This is a genomic window from Micromonospora cremea (genome assembly GCF_900143515.1).
GTDB lineage: Bacteria > Actinomycetota > Actinomycetes > Mycobacteriales > Micromonosporaceae > Micromonospora > Micromonospora cremea.
In genome coordinates, this window is record NZ_FSQT01000001.1 from 1 (window position 1) to 17251 (window position 17251).

At 71.3% G+C, this 17251-nt stretch carries 15 protein-coding genes and 2 pseudogenes; 13 read left to right on the top strand and 4 right to left on the bottom strand.

Annotated elements, in window-relative coordinates; genetic code table 11:
- The 6 genes and pseudogenes from BUS84_RS00005 to BUS84_RS00030 all read left to right on the top strand — a co-directional run.
- Positions 1 to 752: pseudogene (locus BUS84_RS00005) on the top strand (hypothetical protein); the annotation flags it as partial.
- Positions 753 to 959: 207 nt separating this feature from the next.
- Positions 960 to 1724: a carbohydrate ABC transporter permease gene (locus BUS84_RS00010; protein ID WP_244298281.1), complete on the top strand. Its 765-nt coding sequence runs from the start codon at positions 960 to 962 to the stop codon at positions 1722 to 1724.
- 152 nt (positions 1725 to 1876) lie between these two features.
- A pseudogene (locus BUS84_RS00015) lies at positions 1877 to 2625 on the top strand (carbohydrate ABC transporter permease).
- A 58-nt stretch (positions 2626 to 2683) separates the two neighbouring features.
- Positions 2684 to 3061 (top strand): glyoxalase superfamily protein, encoded by a 378-nt coding sequence (locus BUS84_RS00020; protein WP_074307660.1) that lies wholly within the window; start codon positions 2684 to 2686, stop codon positions 3059 to 3061.
- Positions 3054 to 3374: an ArsR/SmtB family transcription factor gene (locus BUS84_RS00025; RefSeq protein ID WP_074307661.1), complete on the top strand. Its 321-nt coding sequence runs from the start codon at positions 3054 to 3056 to the stop codon at positions 3372 to 3374. Before BUS84_RS00020 ends, BUS84_RS00025 begins: the two co-directional genes overlap by 8 nt.
- Complete coding sequence (locus BUS84_RS00030; protein ID WP_074307663.1) at positions 3367 to 3795, top strand: SRPBCC family protein; 429 nt, start codon at positions 3367 to 3369, stop codon at positions 3793 to 3795. Before BUS84_RS00025 ends, BUS84_RS00030 begins: the two co-directional genes overlap by 8 nt.
- Before the next feature lie 204 nt (positions 3796 to 3999).
- Here the strand turns inward: BUS84_RS00030 and BUS84_RS00035 are convergent, their stop codons facing one another.
- Entirely contained in the window at positions 4000 to 4989 is a 990-nt protein-coding gene (locus BUS84_RS00035) for an N-acetylglucosamine kinase (RefSeq protein WP_074307664.1), read from the bottom strand.
- Positions 4990 to 5194: 205 nt separating this feature from the next.
- Here BUS84_RS00035 and BUS84_RS00040 point away from each other — a divergent pair, with 205 nt between their 5' ends.
- From BUS84_RS00040 to BUS84_RS00060, 5 genes are read left to right on the top strand one after another with little or no spacing between them, the layout of a single operon-like run.
- Positions 5195 to 6157, top strand: coding sequence for a MurR/RpiR family transcriptional regulator (locus tag BUS84_RS00040; RefSeq protein WP_074307666.1), 963 nt, complete (start codon positions 5195 to 5197; stop codon positions 6155 to 6157).
- Positions 6154 to 6903, top strand: coding sequence for a sugar isomerase domain-containing protein (locus tag BUS84_RS00045; protein ID WP_074307667.1), 750 nt, complete (start codon positions 6154 to 6156; stop codon positions 6901 to 6903). The genes BUS84_RS00040 and BUS84_RS00045 overlap by 4 nt, the downstream gene beginning before the upstream one ends.
- 26 nt (positions 6904 to 6929) lie before the next feature.
- On the top strand, positions 6930 to 8381 hold the full coding sequence (gene ngcE / locus BUS84_RS00050) for an N-acetylglucosamine/diacetylchitobiose ABC transporter substrate-binding protein (RefSeq protein WP_074307673.1): 1452 nt from the start codon (positions 6930 to 6932) through the stop codon (positions 8379 to 8381).
- Positions 8382 to 8397: 16 nt separating this feature from the next.
- Complete coding sequence (locus BUS84_RS00055; RefSeq protein ID WP_074307675.1) at positions 8398 to 9306, top strand: carbohydrate ABC transporter permease; 909 nt, start codon at positions 8398 to 8400, stop codon at positions 9304 to 9306.
- Entirely contained in the window at positions 9306 to 10232 is a 927-nt protein-coding gene (locus BUS84_RS00060; RefSeq protein ID WP_074307677.1) for a carbohydrate ABC transporter permease, read from the top strand. The genes BUS84_RS00055 and BUS84_RS00060 overlap by 1 nt, the downstream gene beginning before the upstream one ends.
- 32 nt (positions 10233 to 10264) lie before the next feature.
- On the opposite strand, the gene BUS84_RS00065 is transcribed toward BUS84_RS00060, so the two are convergent.
- Both BUS84_RS00065 and BUS84_RS00070 read right to left on the bottom strand, forming a co-directional pair.
- A complete protein-coding gene (locus tag BUS84_RS00065; protein WP_074307679.1) occupies positions 10265 to 12016 on the bottom strand; it encodes an ABC transporter ATP-binding protein in 1752 nt (583 codons plus the stop codon).
- Entirely contained in the window at positions 12013 to 13797 is a 1785-nt protein-coding gene (locus BUS84_RS00070) for an ABC transporter transmembrane domain-containing protein (protein WP_244298282.1), read from the bottom strand. Before BUS84_RS00070 ends, BUS84_RS00065 begins: the two co-directional genes overlap by 4 nt.
- A gap of 270 nt (positions 13798 to 14067) precedes the next feature.
- Between BUS84_RS00070 and BUS84_RS00075 the strand changes: the two genes are divergently transcribed.
- On the top strand, positions 14068 to 15777 hold the full coding sequence (locus BUS84_RS00075) for a bifunctional 3'-5' exonuclease/DNA polymerase (RefSeq protein WP_074307682.1): 1710 nt from the start codon (positions 14068 to 14070) through the stop codon (positions 15775 to 15777).
- Positions 15778 to 15918: 141 nt separating this feature from the next.
- Positions 15919 to 16512 (top strand): nucleotidyltransferase family protein, encoded by a 594-nt coding sequence (locus BUS84_RS00080; RefSeq protein ID WP_074307684.1) that lies wholly within the window; start codon positions 15919 to 15921, stop codon positions 16510 to 16512.
- Positions 16513 to 16578: 66 nt separating this feature from the next.
- Here BUS84_RS00080 and BUS84_RS00085 read toward each other — a convergent pair whose 3' ends face one another.
- On the bottom strand, positions 16579 to 17226 hold the full coding sequence (locus BUS84_RS00085; RefSeq protein WP_074307686.1) for a DJ-1/PfpI family protein: 648 nt from the start codon (positions 17224 to 17226) through the stop codon (positions 16579 to 16581).
- Positions 17227 to 17251: the final 25 nt, after the last annotated feature.

Genomic DNA, 17251 nt, shown 5'->3' on the forward strand with positions numbered 1-17251 from the left:
GCATCCACCCGCGCTACATGAGCTGGCCGCTGATCTCCACCGCGATCAAGTTCGGTGGCCCGTCGGTGGCCCTCGCGCTCGACAACCTGGAGCCGAACGCCTGGAAGTCCGACGCGATGAAGGCCGCCGCCGACGCGTGGCACCAGATCGTCAAGGACAAGTACATCCTGGAGGGCTCGCCCGGCCTGGACCACAAGCAGTCGCAGACGGCCTGGTGCCAGGGCAAGGCCGCCTTCATCTCCTGCGGTTCCTGGCTGGAGAGCGAGCAGAAGGACGTCACCCCGGCCGGGTTCAACATGACCATCGCGCCGACGCCGAGCCTGGGCAGCGGCGACAAGCTGCCGTTCGAGGCGATCCGGGGCACCGCCGGTGAGCCGTTCATGGTGCCGGCCAAGGCCCGCAACGTCGCCGGCGGCTTGGAGTACTTCCGCACGATGCTGTCGAAGAAGGGCGCCCAGGACTTCACCCGGAAGGTCGCCAGCCTCACCGTGGTCGCTGGCGCGACCGAGGGCGTCGAGTTGCCGTACGGGCTGACCAGCGTGGTCAAGGCCCTCGACGCGTCCGGCCAACGGGTTCAACTGGGGTGTACAACAACTACTACCGCAAGCTGGAGCGCAACCTCGTCGACGCCGCGTGTGGCGAGTTCTTCAGCGGGCGGATCGGCCCGGCGGACTTCCTCGACCAGTGCCAGAAGGGCGCCGACTCGATCGCCCAGGACACCTCGGTCAAGAAGTACAAGCGGGGCTGCGTGACACCCCGGCCGGTGGGGGCGGACCGTCCCCACCGGCCGCACCACGGGAAGTAGGTCCTCATCGTGAGACATGGCAAGTGGCCGCTGATCGTCACCTTCCTGGTGCCGCCGGTGCTGCTGTACGTCGTCTTCGTCGTGTCGCCGTACCTGCAGGCGTTTCCAGATCTCCACCACCGACTGGCTCGGCTACTCGGCCGACGCCAACTCGGTGGGCCTGGCGAACTTCAAGGCCCTGTGGCACGACGGGTACGTCTGGAACGCGTTGCAGAACAACGCGGTCCTGCTGGCCCTGGTGCCCGTGCTGACCATCGTGCTCGGGCTCTTCTTCGCCACCATGCTCGCCATGGGCGGGCGCAAGGGCCGCGCCGGGGTGACCGGGGTACGCGGCGGCGCGCTCTACCGCACGGTGTACTTCTTCCCGCAGGTGCTCTCCGTGGTGATCATCGCGCTGCTCTGGAAGGAGGTCTACCACCCGAACCAGGGCCTGCTCACCAGCGCCCTGCACGCCCTCGGCCTACCCGCGCCGACCTGGCTCGGCGACCGGCGACCGCCTTCTGGTGTGTGCTGGCGGTGCATGGTCTGGAGCAACGTCGGTTTCTACGTGGTGCTGTTCGGCGCGGCGATGTCGGCGGTGCCGAAGGAGATCTACGAGGCGGTGCTGCTCGACGGCGCGTCCCGGTTCACCACGCTGCGCCGGGTCACGCTGCCGCTGCTCTGGGACACCGTCCAGGTCGCCTGGGTCTACCTGGCCATCTTCGCCCTGGACGGGTTCATCCTCGTGCAGCTGATGACCAACGGCGGGCCGAACTTCTCCACGGACGTGATCGGCGTACGGATGTACGACACCGCCTTCGGCAGCGAGACCAAATTCGGCTATGCCTCGGCCATCGGCGTGGTGATGTTCTTCCTGACCCTCTCGGTGGCGGTGCTGTCGCTGCGGGTCGGCCGGCGCGAACGGATCGAGTTCTCGTGACCACACTGGACAAGCCCGCCCCCGCCGCCACCTCACCGACGCCGGTCGCCGGTCGGGACCGCCCCCTGCGCCGGGAACTCGGCGTGGCCAACGTCTTCTCGCACGGTTTCCTGCTGCTCTGGGGCCTGCTCACCGTTCTGCCGCTGCTGTGGATGTTCATCAGCTCGTTCAAGACCAACGGCGAGATCCTGGCCGACCCGTGGGGGCTGCCCGGGGCGCTGCACTGGGACAACTGGGAGCGGGCCTGGACCGGCGCGCACATCGGCGGTACTTCCTCAACAGCATGGTCGTGGTGGCCGGCTCGGTCAGCCTCACCATGCTGATGGGATCCACCGCCGCCTACGTCTTCGCCCGGTACGAGTTCCGCGGCCGGCAGTTCGCCTACTACCTCTTCGTCGGCGGCCTGATGTTCCCGGTGTTCCTCGCCCTGGTGCCGCTCTTCTTCGTGGTCCGCAACGCCGGCCTCTTCGGCACCTGGACCGGGTTGATCCTGGTGTACTCGGCCTACTCGCTGCCATTCACGGTGTTCTTCCTGACCGCGTTCTTCCGGACCCTGCCGACCTCGGTGGCCGAGGCCGCGATGGTCGACGGCTGCGGTCACTTCCGGCTGTTCTTTCGGGTGATGCTGCCGATGGCGCGTCCGGGACTGATCAGTGTGGCGATCTTCAACTTCCTCAGCCACTGGAACCAGTTCCTGTTACCGCAGGTGTTGATGCAGGGCGACGAGTCCAAGTGGGTGCTCGCCCAGGGGCTGTTCGCCCTCTCGGTCAGCCAGGGCTACGCCGGCGACTACGCCCGGCTCTTCGCCGGGCTGAGCATCGCCGTGCTGCCGGTGCTGGCCGTGTACGTGGGCTTCCAGCGGCAGGTGCAGACCGGGCTGACCGCGGGCCAGCTCAAGTAGGTCGCGCCGTTCTGGTCCGGCTTGACCGGTAGGAAATCTCCTACCTATTGTGGTCGGCATGACCGTGACCCACGTGCAACTCGTCTCCGTACCGGTCGCCGACCAGGACCGGGCCCGCGACTTCTACGTCGACGTTCTCGGGTTCGACCTGATCTGGGACAACCCGATGGGCCCCGACGGCGGGCGCTGGGTGCAGGTCGCGCCCCCCGGCGCCGCCACCGCCCTCACCCTGGTCACCTGGTTCCCGACCATGGCGCCCGGGTCGCTCAAGGGCCTGGTGCTGGAGACCGACGACCTGGACGCGGACGTCGCCCGACTCCGGGAACGAGGGGTGGACTTCGCCGACGGGGGCATCCGGTCCGCCCCCTGGGGCCGGTACGCCACCTTCGACGACCCGGACGGCAACGGCATCGTCCTCCAGGCGACCCGTGTCTGAGTCGGACGTCTTCGCGGCGCTGGCTAACCCGACCCGCCGCGAGCTGCTGCGGCTACTGCGCGACGGCGGCCAGCAGCCGGTGCAGCGACTCGCGGACCACTTCGACATGCGTCGGCCGAGCCTGTCCGAGCACCTCAAGGTGCTCAAGGAGGCCGGCCTCGTGGTCGAGCGGCCGGTCGGCCGGCAGCGGCTGTACGCACTGCGGCCGGAGCCGTTGCGCGAGGTCGCCGACTGGCTCAGCCCGTACGAGGCGTACTGGCGCGGTCGACTCGGTGCGCTGCGCGACGTCCTGGACGAGCTCGACGATGAGTGAGCGCGGCACCATCCGGGTGGATCAGTTCCTGCCCCACCCGCCAGCAAAGGTCTGGCGGGCGCTGACCGATCCTGATCTCATCGCGCGCTGGCTGATGCAGACCGACTTCGTGCCGGTCGTCGGCCACCGGTTCACCTTCCGCACCGACCCGCGCCCCGGATTCGACGGCATCGTGCGCTGCGAGGTGCTCGACCTGGACCCGCAACGCCTGCTGCGCTGGTCCTGGCGGGGCGGATCGCTGGACACGGTGGTGACCTGGACCCTCGCCGCCGAGGGCCGGGGCACCCGGCTCTTCCTGGAACACTCCGGCTTCGACCCGGACGACCCGCTCCAACAGCGCACCTATGCCCTGCTCGACGGCGGCTGGCGCTCGCACGTCTGGCGCCGCCTGACCAGGGTCCTCGGCGCCATCGAGTCCTAGCGCACCGCGCCTTCGCGCCGCGCGCTGCCACGGCGTCGCGTCTTGCAACCCCATGATCGTGCTCGATCCTGGAAAGAGTCCCCTCCTTGCGGCGGGAGGGGCATACATCCTGGTTCGAGCGCGATCATGCGCGGCGCCAGCGGCGCCTCGCGGCGGCGGGTGCCGCGGCGGGGCGCGGTGAAGGGGGCGCGGTGAAGGGCGGGGTCAGGGCGTGGTGGGGAAGAGGCGGGCGTGCAGGGCCGTCGGGTCGGTGACCTCGGGCAGTTCGCGGGCGGCGAGCCAGGCCGCGGCGGCGGCCCCGTCGCCGGCGGTACGCAGCGGCGCGGCCGGCCAGTGCCGGCCGACCTCGGCCCGGACGGCGGCGGCCAGCGGGGTGTCCCCGGTGAGCAGCCCGCCGCCGAGCACGACCGGTGTGACCGCCCCGGCCGGGCGGATCCGGCCCACGCTGTCGACCAGGTGCGCGGCGGCCTCGGCGACCAGCGCGGTGGCGACCGGTTCGCCGTCGGCAGCGGCGGTGACGACCAGCGGCGCCAGCCGGGCCAGCTCGATCGGGGGGCGGCGGGTCACCGTCTGGATCGTGGCGTCCACGGTGTCCCGTGGGCGGGCGGCGATCTCGGCGCTGCCCATCAGTTCGGTGAGCACCGCCGTGGCCAGCGCACCGGGGGTGCGGCCGGCGTCCAGGTCGGCGAGCAGCCGGCGGACCGACTCGCGGCCCAGCCAGAAGCCGGACCCGGCGTCGCCGAGCAGCCAGCCGTGTCCGTCGGCGACCCGGTCCAGCCGCAGGTCGCGGACCTGCGCCGTGATCGCCCCGGTGCCGGCGATGAGCACCGTGCCGTCCGGGGCGGCGGTGCCGGAGGCGTAGGCCACCAGGGCGTCGCCGTGCACGGCGTACGGGCAGCGCAGCCCGGCGTCCCGCCAGGCCCGGTCGAAGGCGGCCCGGCCGGCCGGGTCGGCGAGCAGCCGGGCCGCCCCGGCCAGCCCGATGGTGCCGGCCGCCACCCGGGTCGGGTCGACGTTGGCGAGCGCACCGCGCAGGGCCCTCAGCAGTTCTGCGGCGGCCCGTTCGGCGCCGTGGCTGGTGGGGTTGCCACCGCCGGCACGGCCGGTGCCGAGGCGCTCGCCGGTGAGGGTCAGGGCGGTCGCCCGGGTGGACGTACCCCCGACGTCGAGACCAACCACGACGGTGTCGGACATCGGCACGGCCTCCTTGCGCTGCGCGGCGATCGGGCCTGTTCATGCTGGGCGGCGCCGTCGCGCGGAGCAAGATGTGGCCGGCGCGGCGGGCTGTGCGCCAGGTAACAGTTTGAAAACTTCGCCCACAGTCTTGACATGGAGGGGCGTTCAGTAAGAAATTTTACCACTAACAGTTAACAAGCTTTTCGGAAAGGTCAGGCGTCGCATGGTTGATCACGAGGTGGACACCTCCGCGGGGACCGCGGTGGTCGACGCCGACGCGTTCGACCGGCGGGGCGCGCTCGGGTCCGCCTCCGACGGGGTGCTGGCCCGGGTCCGCAACGGGCTCGGTGAGCTGACCGGTGCGCTGCGCCGGGTCGCCGAGCACGTGCTGAGCGACCCGGAGGCCGCCGCCCGATCCACCATAGTGGAGCTGGCCGAGCGCAGCGGGACGTCCCCGGCGACCATCACCCGTTTCTGCCGGGCGATGGGCTTCGAGGGCTACGCCGACCTGCGGCTGGGCATCGCCTCCGAGACCGGCCGGGCACGCTCGGCCGGCTGGACCGTCGACATCGGTCGGGAGATCCAGCCCAGCGACCCGCTGGCCCGGGTGCTCGACCAGATCATGGCCGCCGACACCCGGGCCATGCACGACACCGCCGCGCTGCTCGACCTCGCCGAGGTGGAGCGGGCCGCGGTGGCGATCGCCGGTGCCAGCAGGGTGAACATCTTCGGCGCCAGCGGCAGCGCGCTGGTCGGCGAGGAGATGCAGTTCAGCCTGCACCGCATCGGGGTGGCCGCGTGGGCCTGGAACGACGTGCACGAGGGGCTGGCCAGCGCCGCGCTGCTGCGTACCGGAGACGTGGCGCTGGGCATCTCGCACACCGGCCAGACCCGGGAGACGATCGAGATGCTCGCCGAGGCGGGCAGCCGGGGCGCCACCACGATCGCCCTCACCGGCTTCCCCCGCTCACCTTTGGCCGAGCTGGCCGACATCGTGCTGCTCACCGCCAGCCAGGCGACCACCTTCCGGCCGGACGCGCTCTCTGCCCGCCACCCCCAGCTGGTGGTGCTCGACCTGCTCTACATCGCCGTCGCCCAGCGCACCCACGACCGCGCCCACGCGGCCTTCCGGCGTACCGCGCAGGCCGTCGACGGGCACAAGGCCGCGAAGGGAGCCCTCGCATGATCAGCGCCCAGGGGTACGCGGACGCGGTCCGCCCGGTGCTCGACCGGCTGCTCGACACCGAGGCCGACGGCATCACCCGGGCCGCCGACCTGATCGCCGGGAGCCTGCGCGCCGGCGGTGTGCTCCAGGCGTTCGGCGCCGGGCACTCCGAGGCGTTCGCCGCCGAACTGGTCGCCCGGGCCGGCGGGTTGGTCCCCACCAACCGGCTTTCGGTGCGTGACCTGGTGGTGCACGGCGACGCCCCGCCGGACGTGCTCGCCGACCCCAAGCTGGAACGCGACCCCTCCATCGCCCACCAGATCTACGCGCTCGCGGCGCCCCAGCCGCGCGACGTGTTCGTGGTGGCGTCCCAATCCGGCATCAACGGCTCGGTGGTCGAGCTGGCGGCGCTGGTCACCGAGCGCGGTCATCCGTTGATCGCGGTCACCTCGGTCGAGCACACTGCACGGGTCGCCCCGCGGCACCCGTCCGGTCGACGGCTCGCCGACCTCGCCGACGTCGTGCTGGACAACGGCGCGCCGTACGGTGATGCACTGCTGCCGCTCGAGGGCGGCGGCGCGGTCTGTGCGGTCTCCTCGGTCACCACTGCGCTGCTGGCGCAGCTGCTGACCGCGGAGGTCGTACGACGGTTCCATCAGGCCGGAGAGGTGCCCCCTATCTACCTCTCGGCCAACGTCCCCGGCGGGGACGAGCACAACATCGCCCTCGAGTCGCGGTACGCCGGGCGTCTCCGGCGCACCGCCTGACCCGAATTCCACAAGGAGAGACGACGATGTCGATTACCCCCGAGCACCCGGCCGAACTCGACCGCCGCACGGTGCTGCGTCGCGCCGCCGCCGTGGGCATGCTCGCCACGCCGGCCATCGGCCTGCTCAGCGCCTGCGCCACCAGCAGCGGTGACGAGAAGAACGAGCAGGTCTCCGGCGGCACGAAGAGCGCGGCCAACCCGCTGGGCGCCAAGGAGGACGCCCCGATCGAGGTGGTCATCTTCAACGGCGGTTACGGCGAGAAGTACGCCACCGACGTGCACGAGCCGCTCTACAAGAAGGCGTTCCCCAAGTCCGAGGTGAAGCACCAGGCGACCCAGGCGGTCTCCACGGTGCTGCAGCCGCGGTTCGCCGGCGGCAACCCGCCGGAGTTCGTCAACAACTCGGGCGAGAAGTTCCTCGACTTCGGTGCGCTCGTCAACGACGGCCAGCTGCAGGACCTCACCGAGCTGTGGGACGCGCCTTCGGTCGACGACCCGAGCAAGAAGGTCCGCGACACCGTCATCCCGGGCGTTGTCGAGCAGGGCATGTTCAACACCGCCGACGGGGGGCGCAAGCCGTTCGTCCTGTACTACGTCTCGACGGTCTACGGGATCTGGTACTCGGGCAAGCTCTTCAAGGACAACGGTTGGACCGCGCCCACCAACTGGGAGCAGTTCAAGGCGCTCTGCGAGCAGATCAAGGCCAAGGGCATCACCCCGTACGGCTACGCCGGGGCGAACGCGGCCTACTACCAGTGGAACGTGATCCTCACCCAGGCCGCGAAGATCGGCGGCACCGACGTTCTGAAGAACATCGACAACCTGGAGGACGGCGCCTGGAAGCAGGACGCTGTCAAGCAGGCCGCGGAGGCGTGGGCCGAGATCGGCGCGAAGTACTCGGACAAGAGCTTCGAGGGGCTCAAGCACACCGACGTGCAGCTGCGGCAGAACCAGGGCAAGGTCGCCTTCTACCCGTCCGGCGACTGGCTGGAGAACGAGCAGAAGAAGGACACGCCGGCGGGCTTCACCTACCAGCTCATGCCGGTGCCCAGCCTCACGGCGTCGGACAAGCTGCCGGCGGCCGCTATCCGGGCGGCCGGTGGCGAGGGATACTTCGTCTCGTCCAAGAGCAAGAACCCGCGTGGTGGCATGGAGTACATGCGCCAGATGCTCTCCAAGGCGGGCGCCCGGGGCTTCACCGAGACCGTCGGTGCGGCCACGGTCGTGCCGGCCGGCAGCGAGGGCTTCCAGTTCCCGCCGGGTGTGGCCAGCGCTCAGGCCGCGCTGAAGGCAGCCGGCAAGGACGTGTTCAACATGCTCTTCGACAACTGGTACAAGGAGCTCGACACGGAGGCGCGGACCGCCACCAACGAGCTGATGTTCGGTCGGATCAAGGCGGACGCGTTCGTGGAGCGGATCCAGAAGCGCGCCGACGCGATCAAGAAGGATTCCTCCGTCACCAAGTTCAAGCGCTGATCGGAGCGTAGGGGTCATGCGGCACGGCAAGTATCCGTTCGTGATCGGGTTCCTGTTCGCCCCGGTCACGCTGTACGTGGTCTTCGTCATCGCGCCGTACGCGCAGGCGTTCCAGATCTCGATGACCAACTGGCGGGGGCTGTCGGCCCCGCAGTGGGTGGGCTTCGACAACTACCGGAGGCTGTTCGACGACGGCAGCTTCTGGAAGGCGGTCCAGCACCACGGCGTACTGCTGCTTGCCCTGCCGCTGATCACCATCGCCATCGCCCTGTTCTTCTCGTTCCTGCTCAACGTGGGCGGCAAGAGCAGCGGCGGGCAACGCCAGGGGGTCTGGGGGGCGAAGTTCTACCGGGTGGTGTTCTTCTTCCCCCAGGTCCTGGCGGTGGCCATCATCGCGGTGCTGTTCCAGATGGTCTACCGGCCCAACGAGTCCGGTCTGATCAACGGCGTGCTGATGAAGCTCGGCTTCGATCCGGTGCTCTTCCTGATCCGGCCGAACCTGGCCCTCTGGTCGATCATCGCGGTGCTGGTCTGGCAGGCGGTCGGCTTCTACGTGGTGCTCTTCTCGGCGGGGATGGCCTCCATCCCGGGTGAGATCTACGAGGCCGCCGAGATGGACGGGGCGACCAAGGTGACGCTCTTCTTCCGGGTCACCCTGCCGCTGCTCTGGGACACCCTCCAGGTCGCCTGGGTCTACCTGGGCATCGCGGCGTTCGACGCGTTCGCCATCGTCGCGGTGCTCTCGGTGGACGGTGGCGGCCCGGACGGCGCCACGACGGTCCTGGCCATGGAGATCTACCGCAACGCCTTCGTCTACTCGAAGTACGGCTACGCCTCCGCGATGGGTGTGGCGCTCTTCTTCCTGACCCTCACGTTCGCGGCGCTGACGCTGCGGCTCACCAAGCGGGAAAGCGTGGAGTACTGATGACGCAGTCGACGCTGCCGCCGACGCCGGCGGCGCTACCGCCGAAGACCGGCGACCCGGGTGCCTCCGGCGGGCGGGGGCGGAAGAGCCCCCACTCGGAGGCGCGGCTCTTCGCCGGCCTGGGGCACATCGCGCTCGCCGTGTGGGCGGTGATCGTGATCGTGCCGATCCTCTGGACCTTCCTCGCCGCGTTCAAGAACACCACCGAGATCTTCAGCAGCCCGTGGACGCTCCCCGCGGAGCTGCGCTGGGAGAACTTCAGCCGGGCCTGGACCACCGCGCACGTCGGCCGGTACTTCATCAACAGCGTCATCGTGGTCGGATGCAGCACCTTCGGCACCATGCTGCTCGGCTCGATGGCGGCGTACGTGCTGGCCCGATACAAGTTCTGGGGCAACCGGGCGATCTACTACCTCTTCGTCTCCGGACTGGCCTTCCCGGTCTTCCTGGCCCTGGTGCCGCTCTTCTTCGTGGTGAAGAACCTGGGCCTGCTGGACACCCACACCGGGGTGGTGCTGGTCTACATCGCGTACTCGCTGCCGTTCACGATCTTCTTCCTGGCCGCGTTCTTCAAGACGCTGCCGTCGTCGGTGGCCGAGGCGGGGTTGATCGACGGCTGTGGGCACACCCGGCTGTTCTTCCAGGTCATGATGCCGATGGCGAAGCCGGGCCTGATCAGCGTCGCGATCTTCAACATCATCGGTCAGTGGGCGCAGTACCAACTTCCCCTGGTGCTGCTCAGCAACGCGAAGGACAAGTGGGTGCTCACCCAGGGCATCGCGGACATCTCAGTGAACGCCGGCTACGAGGCGGACTGGTCGGGCTTGTTCGCCGCGCTGACCATCGCCATCCTCCCGATGATCATCGTGTACGCGATCTTCCAGCGCCAGATCCAGGCCGGCCTCACCTCCGGCGCCGTGAAGTAAGGAAGGGCACCTTTAACAAGGTGCCCTTCCTTTCATCTCGGGCGCTCGTCAGCGTGGGCATGCCAGGAGTGCCACAGAGCGGCGTACGCCCCGTCAGCCGCCACGAGGTCGTCGTGGCTGCCGATCTCGGTGATCCGGCCGTCCACCAGGACGGCGACCCGGTCGGCGTCGTGGGCGGTGTTGAGCCGGTGCGCGATGGCGATGACGGTCCGCCCGACGAGCACGGCGGCCAGGGCCCGCTCGGTACGCCGGGCGGTCGTCGGATCGAGCGCGGCGGTCGCCTCGTCCAGGATCAGCGTGTGCGGGTCGGCGAGCACCAACCGGGCCAGCGCCAGTTGCTGCGCCTCGGCCGCGCCGAGCTGCCGGGCCCCGTCCCCGAGCGCGGTGTCCAGGCCGTCGGGCAGGTCGGCGTACCAGTCGGCGCCCACCGTGACCAGTGCGGAGCGCATCTGCTCGTCGGACGCGTCCGGGGCGGCGAAGGCGAGATTGTCGCGTAGCGAGCCGATGAAGACGTGGTGTTCCTGGGTGACCAGGGCGATCCGGCGACGACGCTCGGCCGGGTCGAGGTCGGTCACCGGGCAGCCACCGATGCTGACGACGCCGCGGCGCGGTGCGTCGATCCCGGCCAGCAGCCGGGCCAGGGTGGACTTGCCGGCCCCCGACGGGCCGACGACCGCCAGTCGCTCCCCGGGCCGTACCTCCAGGTCGATGCCGTGCAGCACGTCGCGCCCCCCGGCGTACGAGAACCGCGCCCCGCGCACGACGAGCCGCTCACCCCGGGAGGTGGCCACCGTGCCGGGCGGCTCCGGCGGGACCAGGCCGACGCCGAGCACCCGGGCGAACGACGCGAACCCGCGCTGCGCCTGCTCCGTCCACTGCAGCAGCCGGTCCAGCGGCTCGATCGCCTGCTGGAGGTAGAGCGCGGCGGCGACCACCGCGCCGAGCGACACCATGTCCTCAGCGAGCAGATATCCGCCGACGAGCAGGACCACGGCGACCGGCAGCGGATAGCTCGCCTCCACCACGCTGAAGAACACGGTGCGCAGCGCGAGGGTTGCCCGCCGGGCCCGCCACAGCCGGGTGATGCGGGTGGTGCCGTGCTGGATCCGGTCGTCGGCCAGCCGCAGCGCCTCGACGGTGCGGGCGCCCTCGGCGGTGGTGGTCAGCGTCTCGGTCAGCTCCGCGGCCGCCGCACCCTCGACGAGGTACGCGGAACTGGCTCGCCGCAGGTACCACCGGGTCACCGCCCAGATCGACGGCAGCCCGGCCAGCGCCGCCAGCCCGAGCAGCGGATGCAGCAGGAAGACCGCCCCGAACAGCAGCGCCAACTGCACCGCGGCGATGACGATGGTGGGCACCACGTCCCGGACCGTGGTGCCGACCGTCGACACGTCCACGGAGCTGCGGGTGGCCAGGTCCCCGGAACCGGCCCGCTCGACGACCGAGACGGGCAGCCCGAGCGTCCTGTTCACGAACTCCTCGCGCAGGTCGGCGACGGCCCGCTCCCCGAACCGGTGACCGGCGTACTGCGCGTAGCGGGAGAGCAACGCGCTCACCAGGACGCATCCGCCGATCGCCAGCGCCAGCCGGTCCACGGTGGCCACGTCCGCACCCGCGGCGACCCGGTCAACGATGGTGCCCAGCAGCCACGGCGGGGCGAGCCCGGCGACCGCGGCGGCGCCGTGCAGCGCCAGCACGACGCCGACCGCTCGGCGGTGCCGGCCGATCAGGTCCTCCAGCGCCCGGCGTACGGTCCTGCGGTCCGCCACCGGCAGTCGGCTCACGGATAGGCCCCCTCGGCGTCGGCGGGTCGATCGAGGTCGGGATCGGCGCTGTCCCGGGCCACCAGGTGCCGGTAGCCGGGGTCCTGGTCGAGCAGGTCGGTGTGGGTTCCGGTGGCGACGATCCGGCCCGCACGCAGGTGGGCGACCAGGTCGGTCCGGCTCAGCAGCAGCGGCGAGGTGGCGAGTACGACGGTCGTCCGTCCGGCCCGCGCGACACGTAGCCGTTCGGCGATCCGCGCCTCGGTGTGCGCGTCCACCGCCGACGTCGGGTCGACGAGAATCAGCACCTCCGGCTCGGCGAGCAGCGCCCGGGCCAGGCGTACCCGTTGCCGCTGGCCGCCGGAGAGACTACGGGCCCGGGCGTCGATCACGGTGTCCAGCCCGGCTGGCAGCGCATCGACGATGTCCTCGGCCGACGCGGCCCGCAGAGCCACGGTGATCCGGTCCTCGTCGGCTCTCGGCCGGTCGTCGTCGTCCCACCGGGCGTCGTCGGACTCGGTCCGGGAGAGCAGGATGTCCCGCAGCGTGCCGGGGAACAGATACGAGTCGTGATCGGCGACCAGGATGCGTGCGCGGACCTCGTCCAGGGCGATCCCGGTCAGCGGCACGCCACCCCAGGTGGACTCGCTGGGCACGTACCGGCCGAGCCGGTCGGCCAGGGCCAGCGCCGCCGAAGGATCGTCGGCGGCCACGCCGGTCAGCCACCCGTTGGGGACGGTCAGCCCGGTCACCGGATCGTGCAGGTCCGCGGGGTGCTCCGGCGCGGCTACGACGTCCGGGCGGCGCCGGTCGGGAACCCCGCCCCGCCGATCCGGTGCGCTGCGCGGGCCGCCGACGTCGTCCGGGGCCAGTTTGAGCAGGGCGACGATCCGCCGGGCGGCGACCCGGCCGCGGATCAGTTGGTGGCTGCCTTCGAGCAGGAACCAGACCGGCACGATCAGGGTCGCCACGTAGCCGTAGACGGCGACCAGCTCACCGATCGTGACGTCACCGGTCACCGCCATCCGGGCCGTCAACCACACCACCACCGCCAGGAACAGCCCGGGGATGGCGACGGTCGCGGCGTCGATCCAGCTGTTGACCGCGCCGACCCGGTAGCCCTCGGCGAGCAGGTCGCGGGATCTGGCCGCGTACCGTCGGGCGAACAGGTCCCGGCCACCCACCCCGGCGAGCACCCGCAGCCCGGCCACGATGTCGCCGGATCGGGCGGTGAGCGCGCCCTGCTGCTTCCGGTAGACCGATTCGGCCCGCTCCAGGCGGCGTAGCAGCGGGCCGACGACCAGCCCGACCGCGGGCACTCCCACCAGGATGCAGAGCGCGAGCATCGGGGAGATCGACCAGAGCACCACGGCGATGACCGCGTACGCGACGACCGCGCCGACCCCCGGCCCGGTCAGCGTGAGCACCTGCGCCGTCCAGTCGATGTCGGAGCCGCCGATGGTGGCGACCTCGCCGGCGGCGACCCGGCGCGGCAGCACCGCGCCGATCCGGGACAGCTGCCGCAGTACGACGGCGGCCGAGCGGGCCTTCGCGTCCTCCCGGATGAAGGTCATCGTGCGGTGCCGCATGATGCCCAGGTACGACAGCCCCACACCAGCGACGACGATCGCCACCACCCAGAGCGCCAGGGCCTGGGTGTCGCCGGCGCGCAGCCCGTCGTCGACGGCGCGGGCGATCAGGTAGGGCCGGACCGACAGCCCGATCATCCAGGCCGTCCCGAGCAGACTGCCGCGCAGCACCCGCCAGGGCTGGCGGCGGACCAGCCACCAGAGGTACCGCATCGGACCGCCGGTATCGGGAGTGCCAGGGTCGGGATGCGGAATCTGCGGGGGCACCCGGCCACGCTACCGACCCCTCCAACGCCCCACCGACCCGTTTTCGGCGGGAGTAAGGAAGGGCACTTTATTAACGCCTGGTGCAGAGAAAGGGCCCCTTGTTAACAGCTCCACCCGATCGCGCCGACCAGCCACGCGCGGGCGTGTGCTGCCGCCACGCGTGTTAAGAAGGGGCCACTCCTCTACCTGAGGCGTTAACGAGGTGCCCTTCCTTTCATGTCAGGGGGGCGGGGGAGAATTGCGGTTGTGCTGGTGGCGGTGGTGGCGGACGACCGGGGTGGGGGAGAGCTGCGCTCGCTGGATGCCGCCGGCCGCCCCGCTGGTCCGACCGAGATCGTCACCGACCTGGCCGTCGCGGTGGCCGCGCGGGAGGTCGCCGAGCATCCGCGCTGGGTCTGGCCGACCGCCGGCGCGGTCTATCCCGCGTTGCTGAGAGCCGGGGTGCGCGTCGAGCGCTGCCACGACGTGGAGTTGACCGAGGCGCTGCTGCTCGGCCACGCCGGCCGCTGGGGTGAGCCGCGCTCGTTCGCCGCCGCCTGGGCCCGGCTCAGCGGTGCTCCGGTGCCACCCGACCCGCCGCCGCGCCCGGTCGCGCCGCCCGGGCACGGGCAGGGGGCGCTCTTCGACGCGCTGCCCGGCCCGGCGGGCCCGGGGATCGACGCCCTGACCCGGGTATACGCCGACCAGGTCGCCCGGATCGCCACCACCGAGCATCCGGGTCGGTTCCGGTTGCTGGTGGCCGCCGAGTCGGCCGGCGCGCTGATCGCGGTGGAGATGGGCGTCGCCGGGCTGCCGTGGCGGGCCGAGGTGCACGACGCCATCCTCGCCGAGTTGCTGGGCGAGCCGTCCCCGGTCGGCGGGCCGCCGCGTCGGCTGGCCGAGCTGGCCGCCCGGATCGCCGACGCGCTCGGTGTTCGCCGGCTGCACGCCGACTCCCCGGCGGAGCTGCTGAAGGCGTTCGCCCGGGTCGGGGTGGAGCTGCCCAACACCCGGGCCTGGGTGCTGCGCGGGGTGGACCATCCGGCGGTGCCGCTGGTGCTGGAGTACAAGGAGCTCTACCGGATCTGGACGGCGCACGGCTGGTCCTGGCGCGAGCAGTGGGTTCGCGACGGGCGGTTCCAGCCGGAGTACGTGCCTGGAGGGGTGGTCTCGGGCCGCTGGGCCACCCGGGGCGGTGGCGCCTTGCAGATCCCGAAGGTGATTCGCCGGGCGGTGGTGGCCGACCCGGGCCGGCGGCTGGTGGTCGCCGACGCCGGCCAGTTGGAGCCTCGGGTGCTGGCGGCGGTGTCCGGCGACGCCCGGTTGGCGGCGGCGGGCGGGGCCGGTGACCTGTACGCCGCCCTGGCCCGGGACGCCTTCTCCGGTGATCGGGCCCGGGCCAAGGTGGCCCTGCTCGGCGCGATGTACGGGCAGACCGGCGGGGCGGCGGTGCCCGCGCTGGCGGTGTTGAAGCGCAGCTACCCGACGGCGTTCGGCTACGTCGAGGCGGCGGCGCGCACGGGTGAGGCGGGCGGGCTGGTGCGCTCGTGGCTGGGGCGCACCTGCCCGCCCGGGTCAGCCGCGTTCGCTGACCCGGATGGCGCGGCGGTCGACCCGGACGGCGCGGCCGACCCGCAGAGTCCGCGGGCCCGTGCGGCACGGTCCCGGGGGCGCTTCACCCGCAATTTCGTCATCCAGGCCACCGCCGCTGAGTGGGCCTCGACGCTGCTGGCCACGCTGCGCACCGAGCTGGCCGGCACCGATGCCGAGCTGGTCTTCTTTCAGCACGACGAGGTGGTCGTGCACTGTCCGGCGGCGCAGGCCGAGGCGGTGGCGGAGGTGGTCGGTCGCAGCGGTGAGCGGGCCACCGCGCTGCTGTTCGGCGACACTCCGGTGCGTTTTCCGCTGGATCTGTCCATCGTCGACTGCTACGCCGACGCGGCATAGCGGACGATTTTCCTATTTGCCCCGCTACCCGAGGCCTGTCGCACTCGTTGCATCCGGTGTCCGTAGGACGGGACGGACCGGGCACCGCCGTGCCCGGTCCGCTCCACGGTGGAGGGGGCGCAGCTGAACCGGATCGCAGGAATGATCATCGCCGCGGGCGGGGGACGCCGCATCGGTGGTCCCGAGGCGCTGTTGCACCAGGGGGAGAAGCCCCTGGTGAACCGGATGATCGACACGATGACCGAGGCGGGCTGCGAGCAGATCGTGGTCGTACTGGGTGCCGCCGCAGATCAGGTCCGGGAGACCGCCGACCTGGGCAGGGCCACGGTGGTCATCAACAAGGCGTGGGGCACCGGGGTCGGCTCGTCCATCCGCGCCGGCCTGGCCGCCATGGACGACGAGGGGATCGAGGCGGTGGTGGTGGTCCCGGTCGACATGCCGGGCCTGACCGCCGCCGCGGTCCGGCGAGTGGCCGCACTGCCGTACCCGGACGTGCTGGTCTGCGCCACCTACGACGGGCTGCGCGGCTACCCGATGCTCTTCGGGCGCCGGCACTGGCCCGGCATCGCCACCCTGGCCAGCGCCGACGTTGGTGCCCGGCCGTACCTGCTGGCGCACAAGGACCAGATCGTCGACATCGCGTGCGACTCGGTCGCGGACGGCAGCCGGGTCGACACCCCGGAACTGATGGCGCTCTACGGCCTGACCGTCCCGCCGCAGCGGGTCGGGGTCTAGCTTGATCTTTAACCCGTGTGCCGTGGACGGGTTGAAGATCAAGCTAGGGGGTCGGTGGCCGCCAGGTCACTGCGGCACTCTGGCCGCGCTCTCGTACGCCGCCGCTCGTGCGATCACCTCGGGGGTCGCGCGGGAGGGGTGGCCGCTGTCGAATGGCGGTTGTGGGTCGTACTCCATCCAGAGTTGGACGGCCTCCGCGGTCGTCCGGTCGGTGAGGAGTTCGACGAGTCGCAGTCCCATGTCGATGCCACTGGACACACCGGCGGCCGTGATGATGCGTGCGTCCGGTTCTTCGACGACCCGTTGGTCCGTCGGCTCGGCGCCGAAGCGGATCAGCTCCGGCGCTGCGCGGTAGTGGCTGGTGCCCCGTCGTCCCCGAAGCAGGCCGGCGGCCCCCAGGAGGATCGAGCCGGAGCACACGGAGGTCGTCCACGTCGTCGTGTCGTGGATCCGCCTGATCCAGGCTGGCAGAGGCCCGGTGAGAGCCTGAATGGTCCCGGGTCCGCCCGGGACGACGAGAACGTCGGTCGCTTCGACGCCCTCGAGCGCGGACTCGGCCACGAAGGAGACCATCCCGCAGTCGTCCCGGACGGGACCGGGGCGTTCGGCGACCAGGACCACGTCAATGCCTGGGGTGAGGGCCAGTGGCTGGTAGACGCCGATGACGTCCAACGCGGTGAAACGCTCGTAGAGCGGGATGACGACATGGGTCATGAGAGGTCCTTCCGGTGGGCGTGCT

Coding starts and splice junctions, on each gene's coding strand:
- BUS84_RS00030 (WP_074307663.1), top strand. CDS start 3,367: ATGAGTGAGCGCGGCACCATCCGGGTGGATCAGTTCCTGCCCCACCCG.
- BUS84_RS00055 (WP_074307675.1), top strand. CDS start 8,398: ATGCGGCACGGCAAGTATCCGTTCGTGATCGGGTTCCTGTTCGCCCCG.
- BUS84_RS00035 (WP_074307664.1), bottom strand. CDS start 4,989: ATGTCCGACACCGTCGTGGTTGGTCTCGACGTCGGGGGTACGTCCACC.
- BUS84_RS00070 (WP_244298282.1), bottom strand. CDS start 13,797: ATGCGGTACCTCTGGTGGCTGGTCCGCCGCCAGCCCTGGCGGGTGCTG.
- BUS84_RS00075 (WP_074307682.1), top strand. CDS start 14,068: ATGTCAGGGGGGCGGGGGAGAATTGCGGTTGTGCTGGTGGCGGTGGTG.
- BUS84_RS00080 (WP_074307684.1), top strand. CDS start 15,919: ATGATCATCGCCGCGGGCGGGGGACGCCGCATCGGTGGTCCCGAGGCG.
- BUS84_RS00045 (WP_074307667.1), top strand. CDS start 6,154: ATGATCAGCGCCCAGGGGTACGCGGACGCGGTCCGCCCGGTGCTCGAC.
- ngcE (WP_074307673.1), top strand. CDS start 6,930: ATGTCGATTACCCCCGAGCACCCGGCCGAACTCGACCGCCGCACGGTG.
- BUS84_RS00060 (WP_074307677.1), top strand. CDS start 9,306: ATGACGCAGTCGACGCTGCCGCCGACGCCGGCGGCGCTACCGCCGAAG.
- BUS84_RS00020 (WP_074307660.1), top strand. CDS start 2,684: ATGACCGTGACCCACGTGCAACTCGTCTCCGTACCGGTCGCCGACCAG.
- BUS84_RS00040 (WP_074307666.1), top strand. CDS start 5,195: ATGGTTGATCACGAGGTGGACACCTCCGCGGGGACCGCGGTGGTCGAC.
- BUS84_RS00085 (WP_074307686.1), bottom strand. CDS start 17,226: ATGACCCATGTCGTCATCCCGCTCTACGAGCGTTTCACCGCGTTGGAC.